General features: G+C 60.8%; 15 protein-coding genes. 11 read left to right on the forward strand and 4 right to left on the reverse strand.

Annotation, left to right across the window (positions count from 1 at the left end):
• Both IEV38_RS09250 and folD read right to left on the reverse strand, forming a co-directional pair.
• Nucleotides 1-2085, reverse strand: coding sequence for a M3 family metallopeptidase (locus IEV38_RS09250; protein ID WP_188395888.1), 2085 nt, complete (start codon nucleotides 2083-2085; stop codon nucleotides 1-3).
• Nucleotides 2085-2933 (reverse strand): bifunctional methylenetetrahydrofolate dehydrogenase/methenyltetrahydrofolate cyclohydrolase FolD, encoded by an 849-nt coding sequence (gene folD / locus IEV38_RS09255; protein ID WP_188395889.1) that lies wholly within the window; start codon nucleotides 2931-2933, stop codon nucleotides 2085-2087. Before folD ends, IEV38_RS09250 begins: the two co-directional genes overlap by 1 nt.
• A gap of 306 nt (nucleotides 2934-3239) precedes the next feature.
• Between folD and aceE the strand changes: the two genes are divergently transcribed.
• From aceE to IEV38_RS09310, 11 genes are all read left to right on the forward strand, one after another.
• Nucleotides 3240-5939, forward strand: a complete 2700-nt coding sequence (gene aceE / locus IEV38_RS09260; RefSeq protein WP_188395890.1) for a pyruvate dehydrogenase (acetyl-transferring), homodimeric type — start codon at nucleotides 3240-3242, stop codon at nucleotides 5937-5939.
• Nucleotides 5940-6058: 119 nt separating this feature from the next.
• Nucleotides 6059-7435 (forward strand): dihydrolipoyllysine-residue acetyltransferase, encoded by a 1377-nt coding sequence (locus tag IEV38_RS09265; RefSeq protein WP_188395891.1) that lies wholly within the window; start codon nucleotides 6059-6061, stop codon nucleotides 7433-7435.
• 10 nt (nucleotides 7436-7445) lie between these two features.
• Nucleotides 7446-8027: an Ntn hydrolase family protein gene (locus tag IEV38_RS09270; RefSeq protein ID WP_188395892.1), complete on the forward strand. Its 582-nt coding sequence runs from the start codon at nucleotides 7446-7448 to the stop codon at nucleotides 8025-8027.
• Between the two features lie 56 nt (nucleotides 8028-8083).
• Nucleotides 8084-10261 carry a dihydrolipoyl dehydrogenase gene (lpdA, locus tag IEV38_RS09275; protein ID WP_188395893.1) on the forward strand — a complete coding sequence of 726 codons (2178 nt, stop codon included), beginning with the start codon at nucleotides 8084-8086 and terminating at the stop codon, nucleotides 10259-10261.
• 167 nt (nucleotides 10262-10428) lie between these two features.
• Nucleotides 10429-10998 carry a GIY-YIG nuclease family protein gene (locus tag IEV38_RS09280; RefSeq protein WP_188395894.1) on the forward strand — a complete coding sequence of 190 codons (570 nt, stop codon included), beginning with the start codon at nucleotides 10429-10431 and terminating at the stop codon, nucleotides 10996-10998.
• 58 nt (nucleotides 10999-11056) lie between these two features.
• The gene (locus tag IEV38_RS09285) at nucleotides 11057-11794 is read left to right on the forward strand and encodes a class I SAM-dependent methyltransferase (protein ID WP_188395895.1); all 738 of its coding nucleotides are present in this window, start codon (nucleotides 11057-11059) and stop codon (nucleotides 11792-11794) included.
• A gap of 178 nt (nucleotides 11795-11972) precedes the next feature.
• The gene (locus IEV38_RS09290; protein ID WP_229728956.1) at nucleotides 11973-12662 is read left to right on the forward strand and encodes a hypothetical protein; all 690 of its coding nucleotides are present in this window, start codon (nucleotides 11973-11975) and stop codon (nucleotides 12660-12662) included.
• A 77-nt stretch (nucleotides 12663-12739) separates the two neighbouring features.
• Nucleotides 12740-13282, forward strand: coding sequence for a menaquinone-dependent protoporphyrinogen IX dehydrogenase (gene hemG / locus IEV38_RS09295; RefSeq protein ID WP_188395897.1), 543 nt, complete (start codon nucleotides 12740-12742; stop codon nucleotides 13280-13282).
• A 120-nt stretch (nucleotides 13283-13402) separates the two neighbouring features.
• On the forward strand, nucleotides 13403-14161 hold the full coding sequence (locus IEV38_RS09300; RefSeq protein WP_188395898.1) for a DUF72 domain-containing protein: 759 nt from the start codon (nucleotides 13403-13405) through the stop codon (nucleotides 14159-14161).
• A gap of 248 nt (nucleotides 14162-14409) precedes the next feature.
• Nucleotides 14410-14802, forward strand: coding sequence for a hypothetical protein (locus tag IEV38_RS09305; RefSeq protein ID WP_188395899.1), 393 nt, complete (start codon nucleotides 14410-14412; stop codon nucleotides 14800-14802).
• The gene (locus IEV38_RS09310; RefSeq protein ID WP_188395900.1) at nucleotides 14799-15155 is read left to right on the forward strand and encodes a DUF1304 domain-containing protein; all 357 of its coding nucleotides are present in this window, start codon (nucleotides 14799-14801) and stop codon (nucleotides 15153-15155) included. The genes IEV38_RS09305 and IEV38_RS09310 overlap by 4 nt, the downstream gene beginning before the upstream one ends.
• A gap of 25 nt (nucleotides 15156-15180) precedes the next feature.
• Here the strand turns inward: IEV38_RS09310 and IEV38_RS09315 are convergent, their stop codons facing one another.
• Together IEV38_RS09315 and IEV38_RS09320 are read right to left on the reverse strand one after the other, a co-directional pair.
• On the reverse strand, nucleotides 15181-15786 hold the full coding sequence (locus tag IEV38_RS09315; protein ID WP_188395901.1) for a DUF459 domain-containing protein: 606 nt from the start codon (nucleotides 15784-15786) through the stop codon (nucleotides 15181-15183).
• Nucleotides 15787-15805: 19 nt separating this feature from the next.
• Nucleotides 15806-16309 (reverse strand): C40 family peptidase, encoded by a 504-nt coding sequence (locus IEV38_RS09320; RefSeq protein WP_188395902.1) that lies wholly within the window; start codon nucleotides 16307-16309, stop codon nucleotides 15806-15808.
• Nucleotides 16310-16313: the final 4 nt, after the last annotated feature.

Here is a 16313-nt window from a genome sequence, read left to right on the forward strand (position 1 = left end):
CTAGGCTGCCATGCCGCTGTGGCGCAACAGTGCATCGATCGACGGTTCGCGGCCGCGGAAGGCCTTGAACGATTCGATCGCCGGGCGCGAGCCGCCCATGGCGAGGATTTCCTGCAGAAAGCGCGCACCGGTATTGCGTGACAGCACGTTGCCTTCGGCCTTGCCGGCTTCCTCGAAGGCGCCGTATGCGTCGGCCGACAGCACCTCGGCCCACTTGTAGCTGTAGTAGCCGGCTGCATAGCCGCCCGCGAAGATGTGCGAGAACGAATGCTGGAAGCGGTTGAAGGCCGGCGGCGGCATCACCGAGACTTGCGCGCGCACCTGGTCGAGCACGTCCTGCACGCTTTGCGTGCCGGCCGGATCGACGTCGTGGTGGATGTGCATGTCGAACAGCGCGAACTCGACCTGGCGCAGCGTCTGCAGGCCGGACTGGAAGTTCTTGGCGGCGATCATCTTGTCGTAGAGCGCACGCGGCAGCGGCTGACCGGTTTCGGCATGCGCGGTCATGTTCTGCAGCACGTCCCATTCCCAGCAAAAGTTCTCGAGGAATTGCGACGGCAGTTCGACCGCATCCCATTCGACGCCCGAGATACCGGACACGCCGAGCTCATCGACTTGCGTGAGCATGTGGTGCAGGCCGTGGCCGAATTCATGGAACAGCGTGATGACTTCGTCGTGCGTGAAATAGGCAGGCTTGAGCTTACCGTTGACCGTCATCGGTTCGGTGAAGTTGCAGGTCAGGTAGGCGACCGGCGTCTGGATGCCGTCCTTGCCGCTGGTGGTGGCAATGCGGCGGCGGCCGCGTGCGTCGTCCATCCAGGCGCCGCCGCGTTTGCCGTTGCGCGCATACAGATCGAGATAGAACTGGCCGATCAGCTTGCCGTCCTTTTCGATGCGGAAGAACTTGACGTCCTTGTGCCAGACCGGCGCTCTGTCGGGCTTGATGGCGACCGAGAACAGGGTTTCGATGGTGCGGAACAGGCCGGCGACCACCTTGTCTTCGGGGAAGTACTGTTTGACTTCCTGCTCGGAGAACGCATAGCGCTGTTCGCGCAGTTTTTCCGAAACGTAGGTGGCGTCCCACGCCTGCAGATCGGCGATGCCGAGTTCCCCGGCGGCGAAGTCGCGCAGTTCCTGCAGATCCTTCTCCGCATACGGACGCGCGCGTTTGGCGAGGTCTTCGAGGAAGGCGATGACTTCGGCCGGCGATTGCGCCATCTTGGGCACCAGCGAGACTTCGGCGTAGTTGGCGTAGCCCAGCAGTTTTGCTTCCTCGTCGCGCAGCTTGAGAATCTCTACGATGTTCTGCGTGTTGTCCCATTCCGGATGATCGCTTGCCTGATCCGACGCCTTGGTGGCGTTGGCGCGATAGATCGTTTCGCGCAGCTTGCGGCTGTCCGCGTATTGCAGCACCGGGAAATAGGACGGGAAATGCAGCGTGAACTTGTAGCCGGGCTTGCCATCCTTTTCGGTAGCGGCGCGCGCGGCCTGCTTGGCGTCGTCGGGCAGGCCGGCGAGTTCGGCTTCGTCCTCGACGAACAGCGCGTAGTCGTTGGTGGCGTCGAGGATGTTTTCGGAGAACTTGGTCTGCAGCGCCGCCAGTTTTTCCTGGATCTCGGCGAAGCGCGGCTTCTGCTCGTCGCTCAGTTCGGCGCCGCCGAGGCGGAAGTCGCGCACTGCGTTCTCGATGATCTTCTTGCGCGCGGGCGAATAGCCGGCGTAGTCGGGGCCGAGCTGCAGCGCCTTGTACTTGGTGAACAGCGTCAGGTTTTGCGACAGCTCGGTCCAGAACTCGGTGATCTTGGGCTGGTTCTCGTTATAGGCGGCGCGCAGTTCTGGCGTATCCACTACCGCGTTCAGATGGCCGACGATGCCCCAGGCGCGACCCAGCTTTTCGGTCACGTCTTCCAGCGGCTCGACGAAATTTTCCCACGTGACCTGTGCGCTGCGCACTTCGAGCTCCTTGACCACATTGCGGCACTCGTCGAGCAGGCCGTCGATGGCGGGGCCGATGTATTCGGGCTTGATCGCCTCGAAGCGCGGCAGGTCGGAAAAGTCGAGCAGGGGATTCAGGGCAATATTCATCAAAGTTCTCTTTCCGCCGCCTCGATCGTATTGACGAGCAGCATGGTGATGGTCATGGGGCCGACGCCGCCGGGGACCGGCGTGATGTGGCCGGCGACTTCCTTGATCGCGTGGAAATCCACGTCGCCGCAGAGCTTGCCGTTGTCGTCGCGGTTGATGCCGACGTCGATCACGACCGCGCCCGGCTTGACCATGTCGGCCGTCAGCGTGTTGCGGCGACCGGTGGCGGCCACCACCACGTCGGCCTGACGCGTGTGATAGCCGAGATCCGGCGTTCCGCTATGACAGATGGTGACGGTCGCGTTGGCTTGCAAGAGCAGCAGCGCCATCGGCTTGCCGACCGTGTTGCTGCGGCCGATCACGACCGCGTGCTTGCCTTTCAGGCTGACGCCGGTGCTTTCGATGAGCTTCATGCAGCCGTAGGGCGTGCACGGACGGAAGCCGCCGAGGCCGGTCAGCAGTTCGCCGGCGCTCAATACCGAATAGCCATCGACGTCCTTGCGCGGCGAGATGGCTTCGATCACCTTGGTCGGATCGATGTGCTTCGGCAGCGGCATTTGCACCAGGATGCCGTGGATCTTCGAATCGTTGTTCAGATCGGCAATGCGGGTCAACAGGTCGGCTTCGCTGAGTTCGGCATCGTATTTCTCCAGCAGGGAATACAGGCCGTTGTCCTCGCAGGCCTTGACCTTGTTGCGCACATATACCTGGGATGCCGGGTCCTCGCCGACCAGGATCACCGCCAGGCCGGGCTGCTTGCCCTTGGCGGTCAGAGCGGCGGCGCGTTTGGCGACGTCGGCGCGGAGTTGTTGGGAAAGCTGATTGCCGTCAATGATTTGTGCGGTCATGAATGAAATGATGGAAGTTGGAACAGAGGGAAGAAATGCAAACAGGAGACTGATTATATAGGCGTGCTGTCGCAGGCCTGTTTTTGCGGTCCCTGCATGCTGTTTTGCGGCGCATTGACGTGCAGGCGATTTCTTCCGGAAAGAGGCGATTAGGTACGTAAATTTCGCATTGTGGAAAATGATATCGCCATTTGGAAATCATAAAAACTGCTGTTAAACTCCGAGCCGTTCGCATGACAATGCGCTATCGGTTCTAACATTCGCCCGTTTTTACAAAAGACGGCATCAAAAATCAGGAGACTCATTATGTCAGCCCAGATCGACCAGGTATTGGCACAAGCCGCCAATGATCCCGACGTCATGGAAACCCAGGAGTGGCTCGATGCCCTCGAATCCGTCATCGAGCACGAGGGACCGGACCGTGCCCACTATCTGGTGGAGCGCCTGATCGATCTGGCTCGCCGCCGCGGCGCGCAGATTCCGTTTTCGCCGACGACCGCCTACGTCAATACCATCCCGGCCGATCTGGGCGTCAATTCGCCGGGCAATCTCGAATACGAAGAACGCCTGCGCTCGTGGATGCGCTGGAACGCGATGGCGATGGTGGTCAAGGCCAACCGTGCCGATGGCGACCTCGGCGGCCATATCTCCAGCTTCGCCTCGCTGGCCAACATGCTGGGCACCGGCTTCAACCATTTCTGGCACGCCCCGACCGAAGACCACGGCGGCGACCTGATCTATATCCAGGGCCACTCGTCGCCCGGCGTCTATGCGCGCGCCTTCCTCGAAGGCCGCCTGTCGGAAGAGCAGCTGCTGAATTTCCGCCGCGAAGTTGACGGCAACGGCCTGTCGTCCTACCCGCATCCGAAACTGATGCCGGACTTCTGGCAGTTCCCGACGGTCTCCATGGGCCTGGGCCCGCTGATGGCGATCTATCAGGCACGTTTCCTCAAATATCTGCACGCACGTGAAGTCGCCAAGACCGACAACCGCAAGGTCTGGGTCTTCTGCGGCGACGGCGAGATGGACGAAGTCGAGTCGATGGGCGCGATCGGCGTGGCTGGCCGCGAGAAGCTCGACAACCTCGTGATGGTCGTCAACTGCAACCTGCAACGTCTCGACGGCCCGGTGCGCGGCAACGGCAAGATCATCCAGGAACTCGAAGGCGAATTCCGCGGCGCCGGCTGGAACGTGGTCAAGGTCATCTGGGGTTCCAACTGGGATCCGCTGCTGGCCAAGGACAAGGAAGGCATCCTGCAGCGCGTGATGATGGAAACGCTGGACGGCGAATACCAGAACTACAAGGCCAAGGACGGCGCCTACGTGCGCAAGCACTTCTTCGGCAAGCATCCGAAGCTGCTGGAAATGGTTTCGCGCATGTCCGACGACGACATCTGGCACCTGCTGCGCGGCGGTCACGATCCGCACAAGATCTACGCCGGCTTCAAGGCCGCGCAGGAACACAAGGGTCAGCCGACCGTGCTGCTGGTCAAGACCGTCAAGGGTTACGGCATGGGCAAGTCGGGCGAGGCACGCAACACCGCGCACCAGACCAAGAAGCTCGACGACGAAGCCGTGCGCGAAATGCGCGACCGCTTCGCACTGCCGATCGCGGATGAACATTTGCCCGACGTGCCGTTCTACAAGCCGGCCGACGATGCGCCCGAAATCAAATACCTGCACGAACGCCGCAAGGCGCTCGGCGGCTACCTGCCGCAGCGCCGCACGCAAGCCGACGAAAAGCTGCCCGTGCCGGAACTGGCGACCTTCAAGGCGATCCTCGATCCGACCGCCGAAGGCCGCGAGATTTCGACCACGCAAGCCTATGTACGCTTCCTGACCATCCTGCTGCGCGACGCCAACCTCGGCAAGCGCGTGGTGCCGATCTTGGTCGATGAGTCGCGCACCTTCGGCATGGAAGGCCTGTTCCGCCAGATCGGCATCTACAACCCGGACGGCCAGCTCTACGAGCCGGTCGATAAGGATCAGGTCAGCTACTACCGCGAAGACAAGGCCGGCCAGATCCTGCAAGAGGGCATCAACGAAGCCGGCGCCATGGCATCGTGGATCGCTGCCGCGACCTCGTACTCGACCAACAACCGCGTGATGGTGCCGTTCTACACCTTCTACTCGATGTTCGGCCTGCAGCGCATTGGCGACCTGGCCTGGGCGGCGGGCGACATGCGCGCGCGCGGCTTCCTGCTCGGCGGCACCGCCGGTCGCACCACGCTGAACGGCGAAGGCCTGCAGCACGAGGACGGTCACAGCCACATCATGGCTTCGACGATTCCGAACTGCGTCCCCTACGACCCGACCTTCGCGCACGAAATCGCCGTGATCCTGCAGGATGGTCTGAGGCGCATGGTGCAGAACCAGGAAGACGTGTTCTATTACATCACCGTGATGAACGAGAACTACGCGCAGCCGGGCCTGAAGGAAGGCCAGGAAGCGAACATCCTCAAGGGTCTTTACCTGTTGCAGGAAGGTCCGAAGAAAGCCAAGCAGCGCGTGCAACTCATGGGCTCCGGCACCATCCTGCGCGAAGTCATCGCCGCTGCCGACCTGCTGCGCGACGACTGGGGCATCACGGCCGATATCTGGTCGGCACCGTCGTTCACGCTGCTGGCGCGCGACGGCCAGGACGTCGAACGTTGGAACATGCTGAACCCGACCGCCAAGACGCCGCGCGTGGCGCACGTTACCGAATCGCTGCAGGGCACCACCGGCCCGATCGTGGTGGCGACCGACTACATGCGCACGTACGCCGAACAGGTGCGCGCCTTCATCCCGAAAGGCCGCTCGTACAAGGTGCTGGGTACCGACGGTTTCGGCCGTTCCGACAGCCGTGCCAAGCTGCGCGAGTTCTTCGAGGTCAACCGCTACTTCGTGACCATCGCAGCGTTGAAGACGCTGGCCGACGAAGGTGCGATCGAGAAGAGCGTGGTCGCCGATGCCATCAAGAAGTACGGCATCGATCCGAACAAGGCCAACCCGGTCACGCAGTAACTCCAGAAAAACATTTTCCGTCGCCGGATGCATGACGACGGGCAGGGTGCATGCAGCACCCGCCCGTCGAGCCCAGGCGCACAACATGTAAACGAGCGGCAAACGAGCGGAGATAAAAGATGAGCATGGTGGAAATCAAGGTTCCGGACATCGGCGATTTCAAGGATGTGGAAATCATCGAGGTGCTGGTGCAACCCGGCGACAAGGTAACGGTCGATCAGTCGCTGATCACGGTCGAATCCGACAAGGCCAGCATGGAGATTCCATCCAGCCATGCCGGCGTGGTCAAGGAACTCAAGGTCAAGCTCGGCGACAAGATCAGCGAAGGTTCGCTGGTGCTGACGCTGGAAGCCGAGGAAGCGGCACCGAAGGCAGAAGAAGCCAAGCAGGCCGTGAAGGAAGAGCCGGCACCGGCCGCACCTGAGCCGGCCGCACCCAAGGCCGAAGCACCCAAACAGGAAGAAGCACCCAAGCCGGCACCGCAGCCTGAAGCGCCGAAGGCCGCCGCTGCTGCACCTGCGGCAGCTGCATCCGCCAGCCACGCGCCGGCCACGCGCGCCGACAGCAAGGCACACGCCTCGCCGTCGATCCGCAAGTTCGCGCGCGAACTCGGCGTCGATCTCGGCAAGGTGAACGGCACCGGTCCCAAGGGCCGCATCACGCAGGAAGACGTGCAATCCTTCGTCAAGTCGGCACTGTCGGCCGCGCCGGTTGCCGCACCTGCGGCGGCGCCTGCCGCCAAGGCGGACGGCGGCGGTCTCGGCCTGCTGCCATGGCCGTCGCTGGATTTCTCCAAGTTCGGTCCGACCACCATCGAGCCGCTGTCGCGCATCAAGAAGATCAGCGGCCCCAACCTGCACCGCAACTGGGTCATGATCCCGCACGTCACGCAGTACGACGAAACCGACGTGACCGAACTCGAAGCGCTGCGCAAGGAAAGCAACGAGAAGCTCGGCAAAACCGGCGTCAAGCTGACGCTGCTGGCCTTCGTCATCAAGGCCTGCGTGGCTGCGCTGAAGAAGCATCCGGAATTCAATTCCTCGCTCGACGAGAACGGCGAAAACCTGATCCTCAAGCAGTACTACAACATCGGCTTTGCGGCCGACACGCCGCACGGCCTCGTGGTACCGGTGGTCAAGGATGCCGACAAGAAGAGCGTCACCGAGATCGCGAAGGAAATGGGCGAGCTGTCGGCGCAGGCGCGCGAAGGCAAGCTCAAGGGCGCCGACATGCAGGGCGCGACCTTCACCATCTCGTCGCTGGGCGGCATTGGCGGCACCTACTTCACGCCGCTGATCAACGCGCCGGAAGTGGCGATCGTCGGCCTGTCCAAGACGCAGATGAAGCCGATCTGGAACGGCAAGGAATTCGTGCCGCGCCTGATCATGCCGCTGTCGCTGTCCTACGATCACCGCGTGATCGACGGTGCGCAGGGTGCACGCTTCGTCACCTACCTGAGCGAAGTGCTGGCAGATTTGCGCAAGTCGCTGATCTGAGGAACGGCGCATGACTACCTGCGTCGTCGTCAAGAAGAACAATGAGATCGCGATCGCCAGCGATTCGCTCGTCACCTTCGGCGACACCCGCCTGTCGCATGCCTACGAAGCCAACAACAAGATGTTCGAGGTTGGCGATTCGTGGGTCACGCTGGCCGGCACCGCCGCGCATTTCCCCGTCATGCGCAAGTTGCTGACGGGCATGGCCGAAGACTGCAAGCTCAACACGCGCGACGAGGTGTTCGACACCTTTTCCAAGGTGCACCAGATCCTGAAGGAACAGTTCTTCCTGAACACAAAGGAAGAGGACGACGACCCGTACGAGTCATCGCAGATCGCAGCGCTGGTCGCCAATCCCTACGGCATCTTCGGTGTCTATTCCTACCGCGAAGTGTTCAGCTTTGACCGCTTCTGGGGCATCGGCAGCGGCCGCAACTTTGCGCTGGGCGCGATGTATGCTGCCTACGACAAGTGCGAGACGGCGCGCGAGATCGCCGAGATCGGCGTCAACGCCGGCGCCGAGTTCGACAAGAGCTCGGCAGGGCCTTTCCGCATCGTGAGCTTCCCGATGCAGCCGCTGCCCGAAGCGTAACCATTACAGATACGAACCGTCACGCGTGACGACACAATAAATACGGAGCGAAAGCGATGAGCACGATTGAAGTGAAAGTCCCGGACATCGGCGATTTCAAGGATGTGGAAATCATCGAAGTGCTGGTAAGCGTGGGCGATACCGTCAAGGCAGAACAATCGCTGATCACCGTCGAATCCGACAAGGCCAGCCTGGAAATCCCGTCCAGCCATGCCGGCGTGATCAAGGAAATGAAGGTCAAGCTCGGCGACAAGGTCAGCGAAGGTTCGCTGCTGCTGGTGCTCGAAGCCGAAGGTGCAGCAGAAGCGCCGGCCGCCAAGTCTGCCGATAAACTGGCTGAAAAGCCGGCCGAGCCGAAGAAGGAAGAGAAGGCCGCCGCTCCTGCGGCTGCTCCCGCTGTTGCGCCGGCGCCTGCCGCAGCCAAGCCTGCTGCCGGTGGCGGCACGATCGACGTCAACGTGCCGGACATCGGCGACTTCAAGGAAGTCGAGATCATCGAAGTGCTGGTCAGCGTCGGCGACACGGTCAAGGCCGACCAGTCGCTGATCACGGTCGAGTCCGACAAGGCCAGCATGGAGATTCCGTCGAGCCATGCCGGCGTCGTCAAGGAACTCAAAATCAAGCTCGGCGACAAGGTCAGCGAAGGCTCGCCGCTGCTGGTACTGGAAACCGCAGGCGAGGAAGCACCTGCTGCTGCGCCCGAAGAAAAGCCCGCGCCGTCGGCCAGCAAGCCGGTCGCCCCGGCCACGCCTGCGCCCGCGCAAGAGAGCAAGCCTGCGCAGGCACCGGCAGCTGCCAGCTTCGGTGGCAAGGCCGATATCGAATGCGACATCATGGTGCTCGGCGGCGGTCCCGGCGGCTACTCGGCTGCGTTCCGCGCCGCCGACCTCGGCCTCTCGACCGTGCTGGTCGAACGCTATGCCACGCTCGGCGGCGTCTGCCTCAACGTCGGCTGTATTCCATCCAAGGCACTGCTGCATGTGGCGGCCGTGATCGACGAAGCGGCGGCCATGGCCTCGCACGGCGTCACCTTCGGCAAGCCCGAGATCGATATCGACAAGCTGCGCGGCCACAAGGAAAAAGTCATCGGCAAGATGACCACCGGTCTGGCCGGCATGGCGCGTGCGCGCAAGGTCAACGTGGTGCAGGGTGTCGGCCAGTTCGTCGGCGCCAACCACATCGAAGTGACGACGGCGGAAGGCAAGAAGGTCGTGCAGTTCAAGCAGGCCATCATCGCCGCCGGCTCCTCGGTCGTGAACCTGCCGTTCGTGCCCGAAGATCCGCGCATCGTTGACTCCACCGGTGCGCTCGAACTGCGCAGCGTGCCCAAGCGCATGCTCGTCATCGGCGGCGGCATCATCGGCCTCGAGATGGCGACCGTCTATTCCACGCTCGGTGCACGCATCGACGTGGTCGAGATGATGGACGGCCTGATGCAGGGCGCCGACCGCGACCTCGTCAAGGTCTGGCAGAAGTTCAACGAGAAGCGCTTCGACAAGATCATGCTGAAGACCAAGACAGTCGCCGTCGAAGCGCTCAAGGAAGGCATCAAGGTTTCTTTCGAGGCTGCCGATTCTTCCGTCGCCGCACCGGAACCGCAGGTCTATGACCTGGTGCTGGTGGCCGTCGGCCGCAGTCCCAACGGCAAGAAGATCGGCGCCGAGAACGCGGGCGTGGCGGTCACCGAGCGCGGCTTCATCGAAGTCGATGCGCAGATGCGCACCAACATCCACCACATCTACGCGATTGGCGACATCGTCGGCCAGCCCATGCTCGCGCACAAGGCGGTGCACGAAGGCCACGTCGCCGCCGAAGCAGCCGCCGGCGAGAAATCCTACTTCGACGCGCGCGTGATCCCGTCGGTCGCCTACACCGATCCCGAAGTGGCATGGGTCGGCATCACCGAGGAAGAAGCCAAGGTCAAGGGCATCAGGCTCGAAAAAGGCCTGTTTCCGTGGGCCGCTTCCGGTCGTGCCGTCGCCAACGGCCGCGACGAGGGTTTCACCAAGCTGCTGTTCGACGCCGAAACGCACCGCATCGTCGGCGGCGGCATCGTCGGGACGCATGCCGGCGACATGATCGGCGAGATCGCGTTGGCGATCGAGATGGGCGCCGACGCGGTCGATATCGGCAAGACGATCCATCCGCACCCGACGCTGGGTGAGTCGATCGGGATGGCGGCGGAAGTGTATGAAGGCGTATGCACTGATTTACCTCCGGTACGGAAGAAATAAGCTAGAAAACAAGCGGCGCAATGCGCCGCTTTCTTTTTGGGTTGCCTTATCTGGATTGACCTGCGGGAGATCAAAATCTTATGATGATGCGGCCCTTAATGTGCATCGTTAGATTAAGGGTTTAGTGAATCTAAAAAACTGACGCGCATTTTTAGCGGACATTCATTGTGAATCCTTATTACATCTATGCACTGAAAGACCCTCGTGCGACGCCGGCAACGCCGTTCTATATTGGTAAGGGGACGGGAGTACGGGCATGGGAACATACTTTAAATATTGATTCAACGCGAAAAGGGCACCGCATAGCGGAGATAGTTTCATCAGGTTATGAGGTGTTGACCACAGTATTGGCTGACGATTTAACAGAGCATCAGGCATTAAAGCTCGAGTCTGAACTAATTTCTGCTTTTGGCACAGAGGCTACTGGTGGTTCACTTACGAACTCGGTTGTCCCGGCTGGATCTTCTAAGAAGATACGGAAGGGTCTAGTTGTTCCTTCTGGTGTGGTGGAGAAAGCACAAATTGGTCTGGAATTACTTAAGTCGTCCATTCTTGAGCTTGCGCAGGCTAATTCAGATGGAATACTAAATTCGGATGCGTCAAAGGTACTTGGACTCCAAAGCGACTATTTGGGGGGCTCAAAAGATTATCTGGCATGGAGTGTTCTAGGAATACTGATGCGAGAAGGGAAGATGGTTAGAGTAGAACCACGTAAACACAAAGCAACAGTCAAATGATTGTTAGATGTAGCCTAATAAATATTAGGATGCTAAAGGAAGGTAATAGGACATCTTTATGCGAGATGAAGAAATCAAAGCCATCTTCGACCAACAGGCTTCCAGCTATGACGAACGATGGGCAAAGACCGCACCCATCCGCGATGCATTGCACTTCTTGCTGGAAGCGGTATTCGCCAAGTTGCCGGAGGATGCGCGCATTCTCTGTGTCGGTGCGGGTACCGGCGAAGAAATCGACTACCTTGCCCGGCACCATCCGCAATGGACATTCACGGCCGTGGAGCCTTCCGGCGCCATGCTCGACGTTTGCCGCAGGAAGGCCGAGAAGGGCGGTTTCGTATCGCGCTGCCAGTTTCACGAGGGATATCTGGAATCGTTGCCCGTGCAGGGTGGATTCGACGCGGCGACATGTTTTCTGGTGTCGCAATTTATCCTGGAGTGGGAAGCGCGCACCGGTTTCTTTCAATCGATTGCGGCAAGGCTCAAGCCGGAAGGAATACTGGTGAGTTCCGATCTGGCGGCGGACGTGAATTCGCATGAGTACGATGCGCTTCTCGAGACCTGGCTGGACATGATGCTGGCGGCAGGTGTTCCGGCAGCGGGACTGGAGCAGATGCGTGCGGCCTACGCAAAGGATGTTGCCATACTGCCGCCTGCAGAGGTAGCGTCCATCATTCAGGCGGCCGGCTTTGCCGGACCGGTGGCGTTCTATCAGGCAGGGCTGATCCATGCCTGGTTTTCGAAACGTGCATCGGGTCATCGGGAATCAATCAGTTCCTGGTCTGGTACGGAGTGAAGTATCACGCTTCTGACCTGTATCTTGGCAAACTCAAGATGCGCCAGAACATACCGGTTGCTTAAACCGTCAGATTGGATAATCGACATGTGTGGATGGAGAGTTCATGCGCTTGGGGAGGCAGAATAGGTCGGTGACGCGTTCTGCCCTGGTTTTGTGCCTGGGAATGGTCGCGAGTATGTCGGCGCTGGCGCAGGTCGAGAACAATCCGGGATACGATCGCCCTGGTCTGGGATTTACTCCTGCCGTGCTTCAACGTGGTGATTTCATGCTGGAGCAGGGGTTGCCTGACTGGAGCCGTGCAGATGGCATTTCGCTGTACAACGCTAATACTCTTTTGCGATTGGGCATCGGCCATTCACTGGAGTTGCAACTCGGCACGGGCTGGAATCGACTCAAGGGATCAGGCCAGGCCGCTGACGGGCGTGCCGATACCTCGCTCGCGGTGAAATTTTCCCCATCCAGTGCGGGCGATGTCAGTTGGGGGGTGCTCGGCAGTGTTGAATTTGCCGACGGAGCGCGGGCGTTTCGTGCCGAAAGAGATCAATATCTGTTGGGGGCCAGCGTCAATTGGCAGCGCAACGCGGATCATGCCCTCGGTCTTTACCTGGAAGCGGTGCATGGCGACAACGACAATCAGATGTTGGCCGTCAATAGCAGCTGGGAACTGGATCCGGCGCTGGGCATGTACATCGAACTGGCGGCGCAGCACCAAGACGGTCTTGGTCATGGCAGCATGGGCGGCGCTGGTCTGACCTGGCAGATCACGCCGCGTGTGCAACTGGACTTTGGCGTTCGTCATCGTCTTGGCGGTTATGCCGATACCTGGCAAGGCGGTGTCGGTTTTGCCGTTTATTTTGGCGATTGAAACCTTGTGCGAGATTGCTTCCGATAACCGATTCGGGCCTTTGCTGCCATGTCGCAGGAGTTGAAACAGGCGTTGTCATGCTGCATTCCATTACACGCACACTGATCGTGTATTCCACCGTCGATGGACATACGCTGAAGATTTGTCAGCGTATCCGGCAATCGCTGAAAGACCATGGACATCAGCTCACCTTGATCTCCGTCGAGGAGGGGCTTGAACTGGATTGCAGCGAGTTCGACAGCATCGTGATCGGCGCGAGCATCCGCTACGGCAAGCACAGGCCATTCCTGTACGAATTCATTGCACGGCACCACGCGGTTCTCACACGCATGCCAAGTGCCTTCTTCTCCGTCAGTGCCGTCGCACGCAAGGCGGGCAAGGATACGCCGGCCGGGAATGCCTACTTCAGGAAGTTCGTTCATAAGGCCAACTGGTCTCCCCGTCTGGCGGCGATTTTCGCGGGGAAGATCGACTATTCAAGATACCGCTTCATCGACAAGCAGATGATCCGGTTCATCATGTGGATGACGAACGGGCCGACTGCGCCTGACGCCGTGGTCGAGTTCACCGACTGGAATGCGGTGGATGCGTTTGCGTTGCAGATCAGTCGTTTGCGCTGAAACGGAATACGCGGGTCGTCGGTTCAGCAAGACCTGAATATCGTTGGGATCGCGGCCGGGCGATTTGCCAGATGACATGGCCGGCGGGAACAAAAAGGTCTGGCTGCCATTCCATGGATCATGGCTACCGACTCTTTACCTGCACCGGAGCCGCGCATCGGCTGCGCGGGCTGGAGCCTGCCACGTGTCGAATGGCCGCACTTTTCTGCCGAGGGCACGCACCTGACGCGCTACGCGGCGGTCTTCAATGCAGTCGAAATCAATTCGTCCTTCTATCGGCCGCATCAGCCGCAAACCTATGTGCGTTGGGCACAGAGCGTGCCTGCGGGTTTTCGCTTCTCGGTCAAGCTGCCCAGAACCATCACGCATGAACTGCGGCTACGGCAGGCGGACCAGCCATTGTTCCGTTTCCTGGATGAAGTGGCCGGCCTGGGAGAAAAGCTGGGTTGCATTCTGGTCCAGCTGCCACCCAGCCTCGTGTTCGATATGGAAACGGCTGCCGCCTTTCTCGATCTACTGCGTCATCGTCACGCAGGACCGCTGGCCTTGGAACCGCGTCATGCGACCTGGTTTACATCTGCCGCCGAGGTGTTGCTGAAGGAGCGCTGGATTGCGCGCGTGCTGGCCGATCCGGTATTGCATGCTGGTGGAGAAGTGCCGGGCGGCTGGGCCGGGTTGCAGTACGTGCGTCTGCACGGCTCGCCGCGCGTTTACTACTCGGCCTATGCGTCGGCGCTGCTGCAGGCGTTGTCGGTTCGGTTGCGATTGGCGCAGGAGCAGGGCGCGCAGACCTGGTGCGTCTTCGATAATACGGCGGTTGGTGCGGCGGTGGCCGATGCGCGCGCACTGAATGCCCTGCTGACGACGGCTACCGCATGACGAACTGCGATTTTGCCGTATGAAGTCCAGCTTGTCATGGCGTGCAGCCGAGAGCCGGCTTGCAAGTTTGGCGTAAGTCAGGCTTCCCAACCGGATCGATGCGAATATGCCGCATGGCGCGTCACGGCGCGGATATTGCTTGATTTTTTTCGGCGTTTGCAGTTTCCTTGAAATTAATGAAGAGAAATGTGTTCCAAGCAAAAGGAACAGATTCTTCTCGTGCAGCTTGGCATAAGGCTTGGCCCATCATGACTGAACATATCCCGTACGGCAGTAACGTTCTGCCCTTCAAGCGTCCTGTACGGCGCACTTTCCCCGATACGACGCCCGCAGCCGAGCTCGGCAAGCTGCTGATCGTCTATGACCAGCTGATTTCGCTGCTGCGAGAAACCTACGACGAAGGGCTGGAGAATTTTACGGACGGCCTGCTGCAGATGGTGGTGCGTTGCCGGCAGAGTTTGTCGGACGGCATGGATGAGGAAACCGCGGAGCGCACCTTGCGGGAAATGCGAGAAGAACTGCGGCAGTTCCCGCGCAACCTGCGCTCGCTGTTGCCGGGAATCGGACCGCGCCTCGGTGAAAGTCTCGAATACAAGCTGGGTATCCAGTTCGCCTCCTACGCGCAGGACCGCGCGTCGTGACTCTGCTTGCCGATCTGGTCGTGGCGCTGATTGCGCTCGTACACATTTACATACTCGTGCTGGAGATGTTCCTGTGGACCAGACCGGCCGGCCGCAAGGCCTTCGGCATGACGCCGGAGCAGGCCGAAGCCACGCGCGTCATGGCGGCCAATCAGGGTCTGTACAACGGTTTCCTCGCGGCCGGGTTGATCTGGGGCTTGCTTGCCGGAGCTGATGGCTTCTGCATCAAGCTGTTCTTCCTCGGCTGTATATTGGTCGCGGGCATTTACGGTGCATGCACCGCCAGCCGGAAAATCCTGTTCGTGCAGGCATTGCCTGCCGCGGTTGGCATCTTGCTGGTCTGGATTGCCTGACGGTTATGCGAACGGCCGTGCCGATCTATTTCTTGAACCACCACTTGTCCCACTCCTCCACCAGCGCCGCCAGCCTGTCATAGCCGCGCCTGCCCGGATGCGCGCCATCGTCGGCGCGTGCTTCGTCCAGCCAGTGTGCATCGTCGCGCAGCGCCTGCCATACCGATAGATAGGGAATCCCACATTCCGCGGCATGGAGGGCGAATTGCCGGTCCAGTTGCGCGATGCGTTGCAGGTGCGCGTCGTCGGGCATTGGCGGTGGCCCGACCGCGAGGACCGCATAACGCGACGCGGCTTCCTGCAAGATGATGCGGAAGTTGGCGATGCTTTCCGCTTCCTCGATGCGGCGCGTGCCGTTCTCCATCATGGTGTCGTTGACGCCGAAGGAAAACACGGCGTGAGGCACGCACCCGGCAGGCAGGCGCGCCGTGCATTCGGCCAGCCAGCGCGTGGCGATGTCGCGGCTGGTGTTGCGGCGAATGCCGAGGTTGTAGTGGGTGAGCCTGAATCCGTTCGCGACGGCGCGTTGCGCCAGCCGTCCGGCCCAGCCGAGGCAGAGCGGGTCGCCGGTGCCCTGCACGAAGGAGTCGCCGATGAAGCAGATGCGGTGGTCGTCAGGCTTTTGCGACATGCGGCGGCCTTCCGTAAATTCAGTCGAAATAGGTGCGCGCCATTTCGAAGCGCGGCGCGAAATAGACGTTGTCCATGCGTTCGATGCGCACGCGGCCGCGACTCGACGGCGCATGGATGAAACGGCCGTCGCCGATATAGACACCCACGTGCGAGAACGGCCGGTTCAGCGTGTTGAAGAAGACCAGGTCGCCGGGGCGCAGCGTGCGCGGATCGATCTCGCGGCCGCGGCGCGCGATGTCGGCGGCGCTGCCGGTGATCCGGATGCCGACCGCCTTGCCGTAGATGTACGACACCATGCCGCTGCAGTCGAGGCCGGCTTCCGGGTTCTTGCCGCCGAACTGGTAGCCGATGTCGATCAGGCCCATCGCGTAGAGCGCGACCTCGTTGCCTTTCTCGCTGACGGGTTGCGGTTCGTAGAGGATGGGCTTGACCTTGGCGCGCCGGGTCGGTGCCGGCGTACCGCAGGCGGCGAGCAGGGCGACGGAAGCCAGCGCGAGGACGAGTCCGCGCCGGCCGTTCATGATC

The organism is Oxalicibacterium flavum, assembly GCF_014635065.1.
Lineage (GTDB): Bacteria > Pseudomonadota > Gammaproteobacteria > Burkholderiales > Burkholderiaceae_D > Oxalicibacterium > Oxalicibacterium flavum.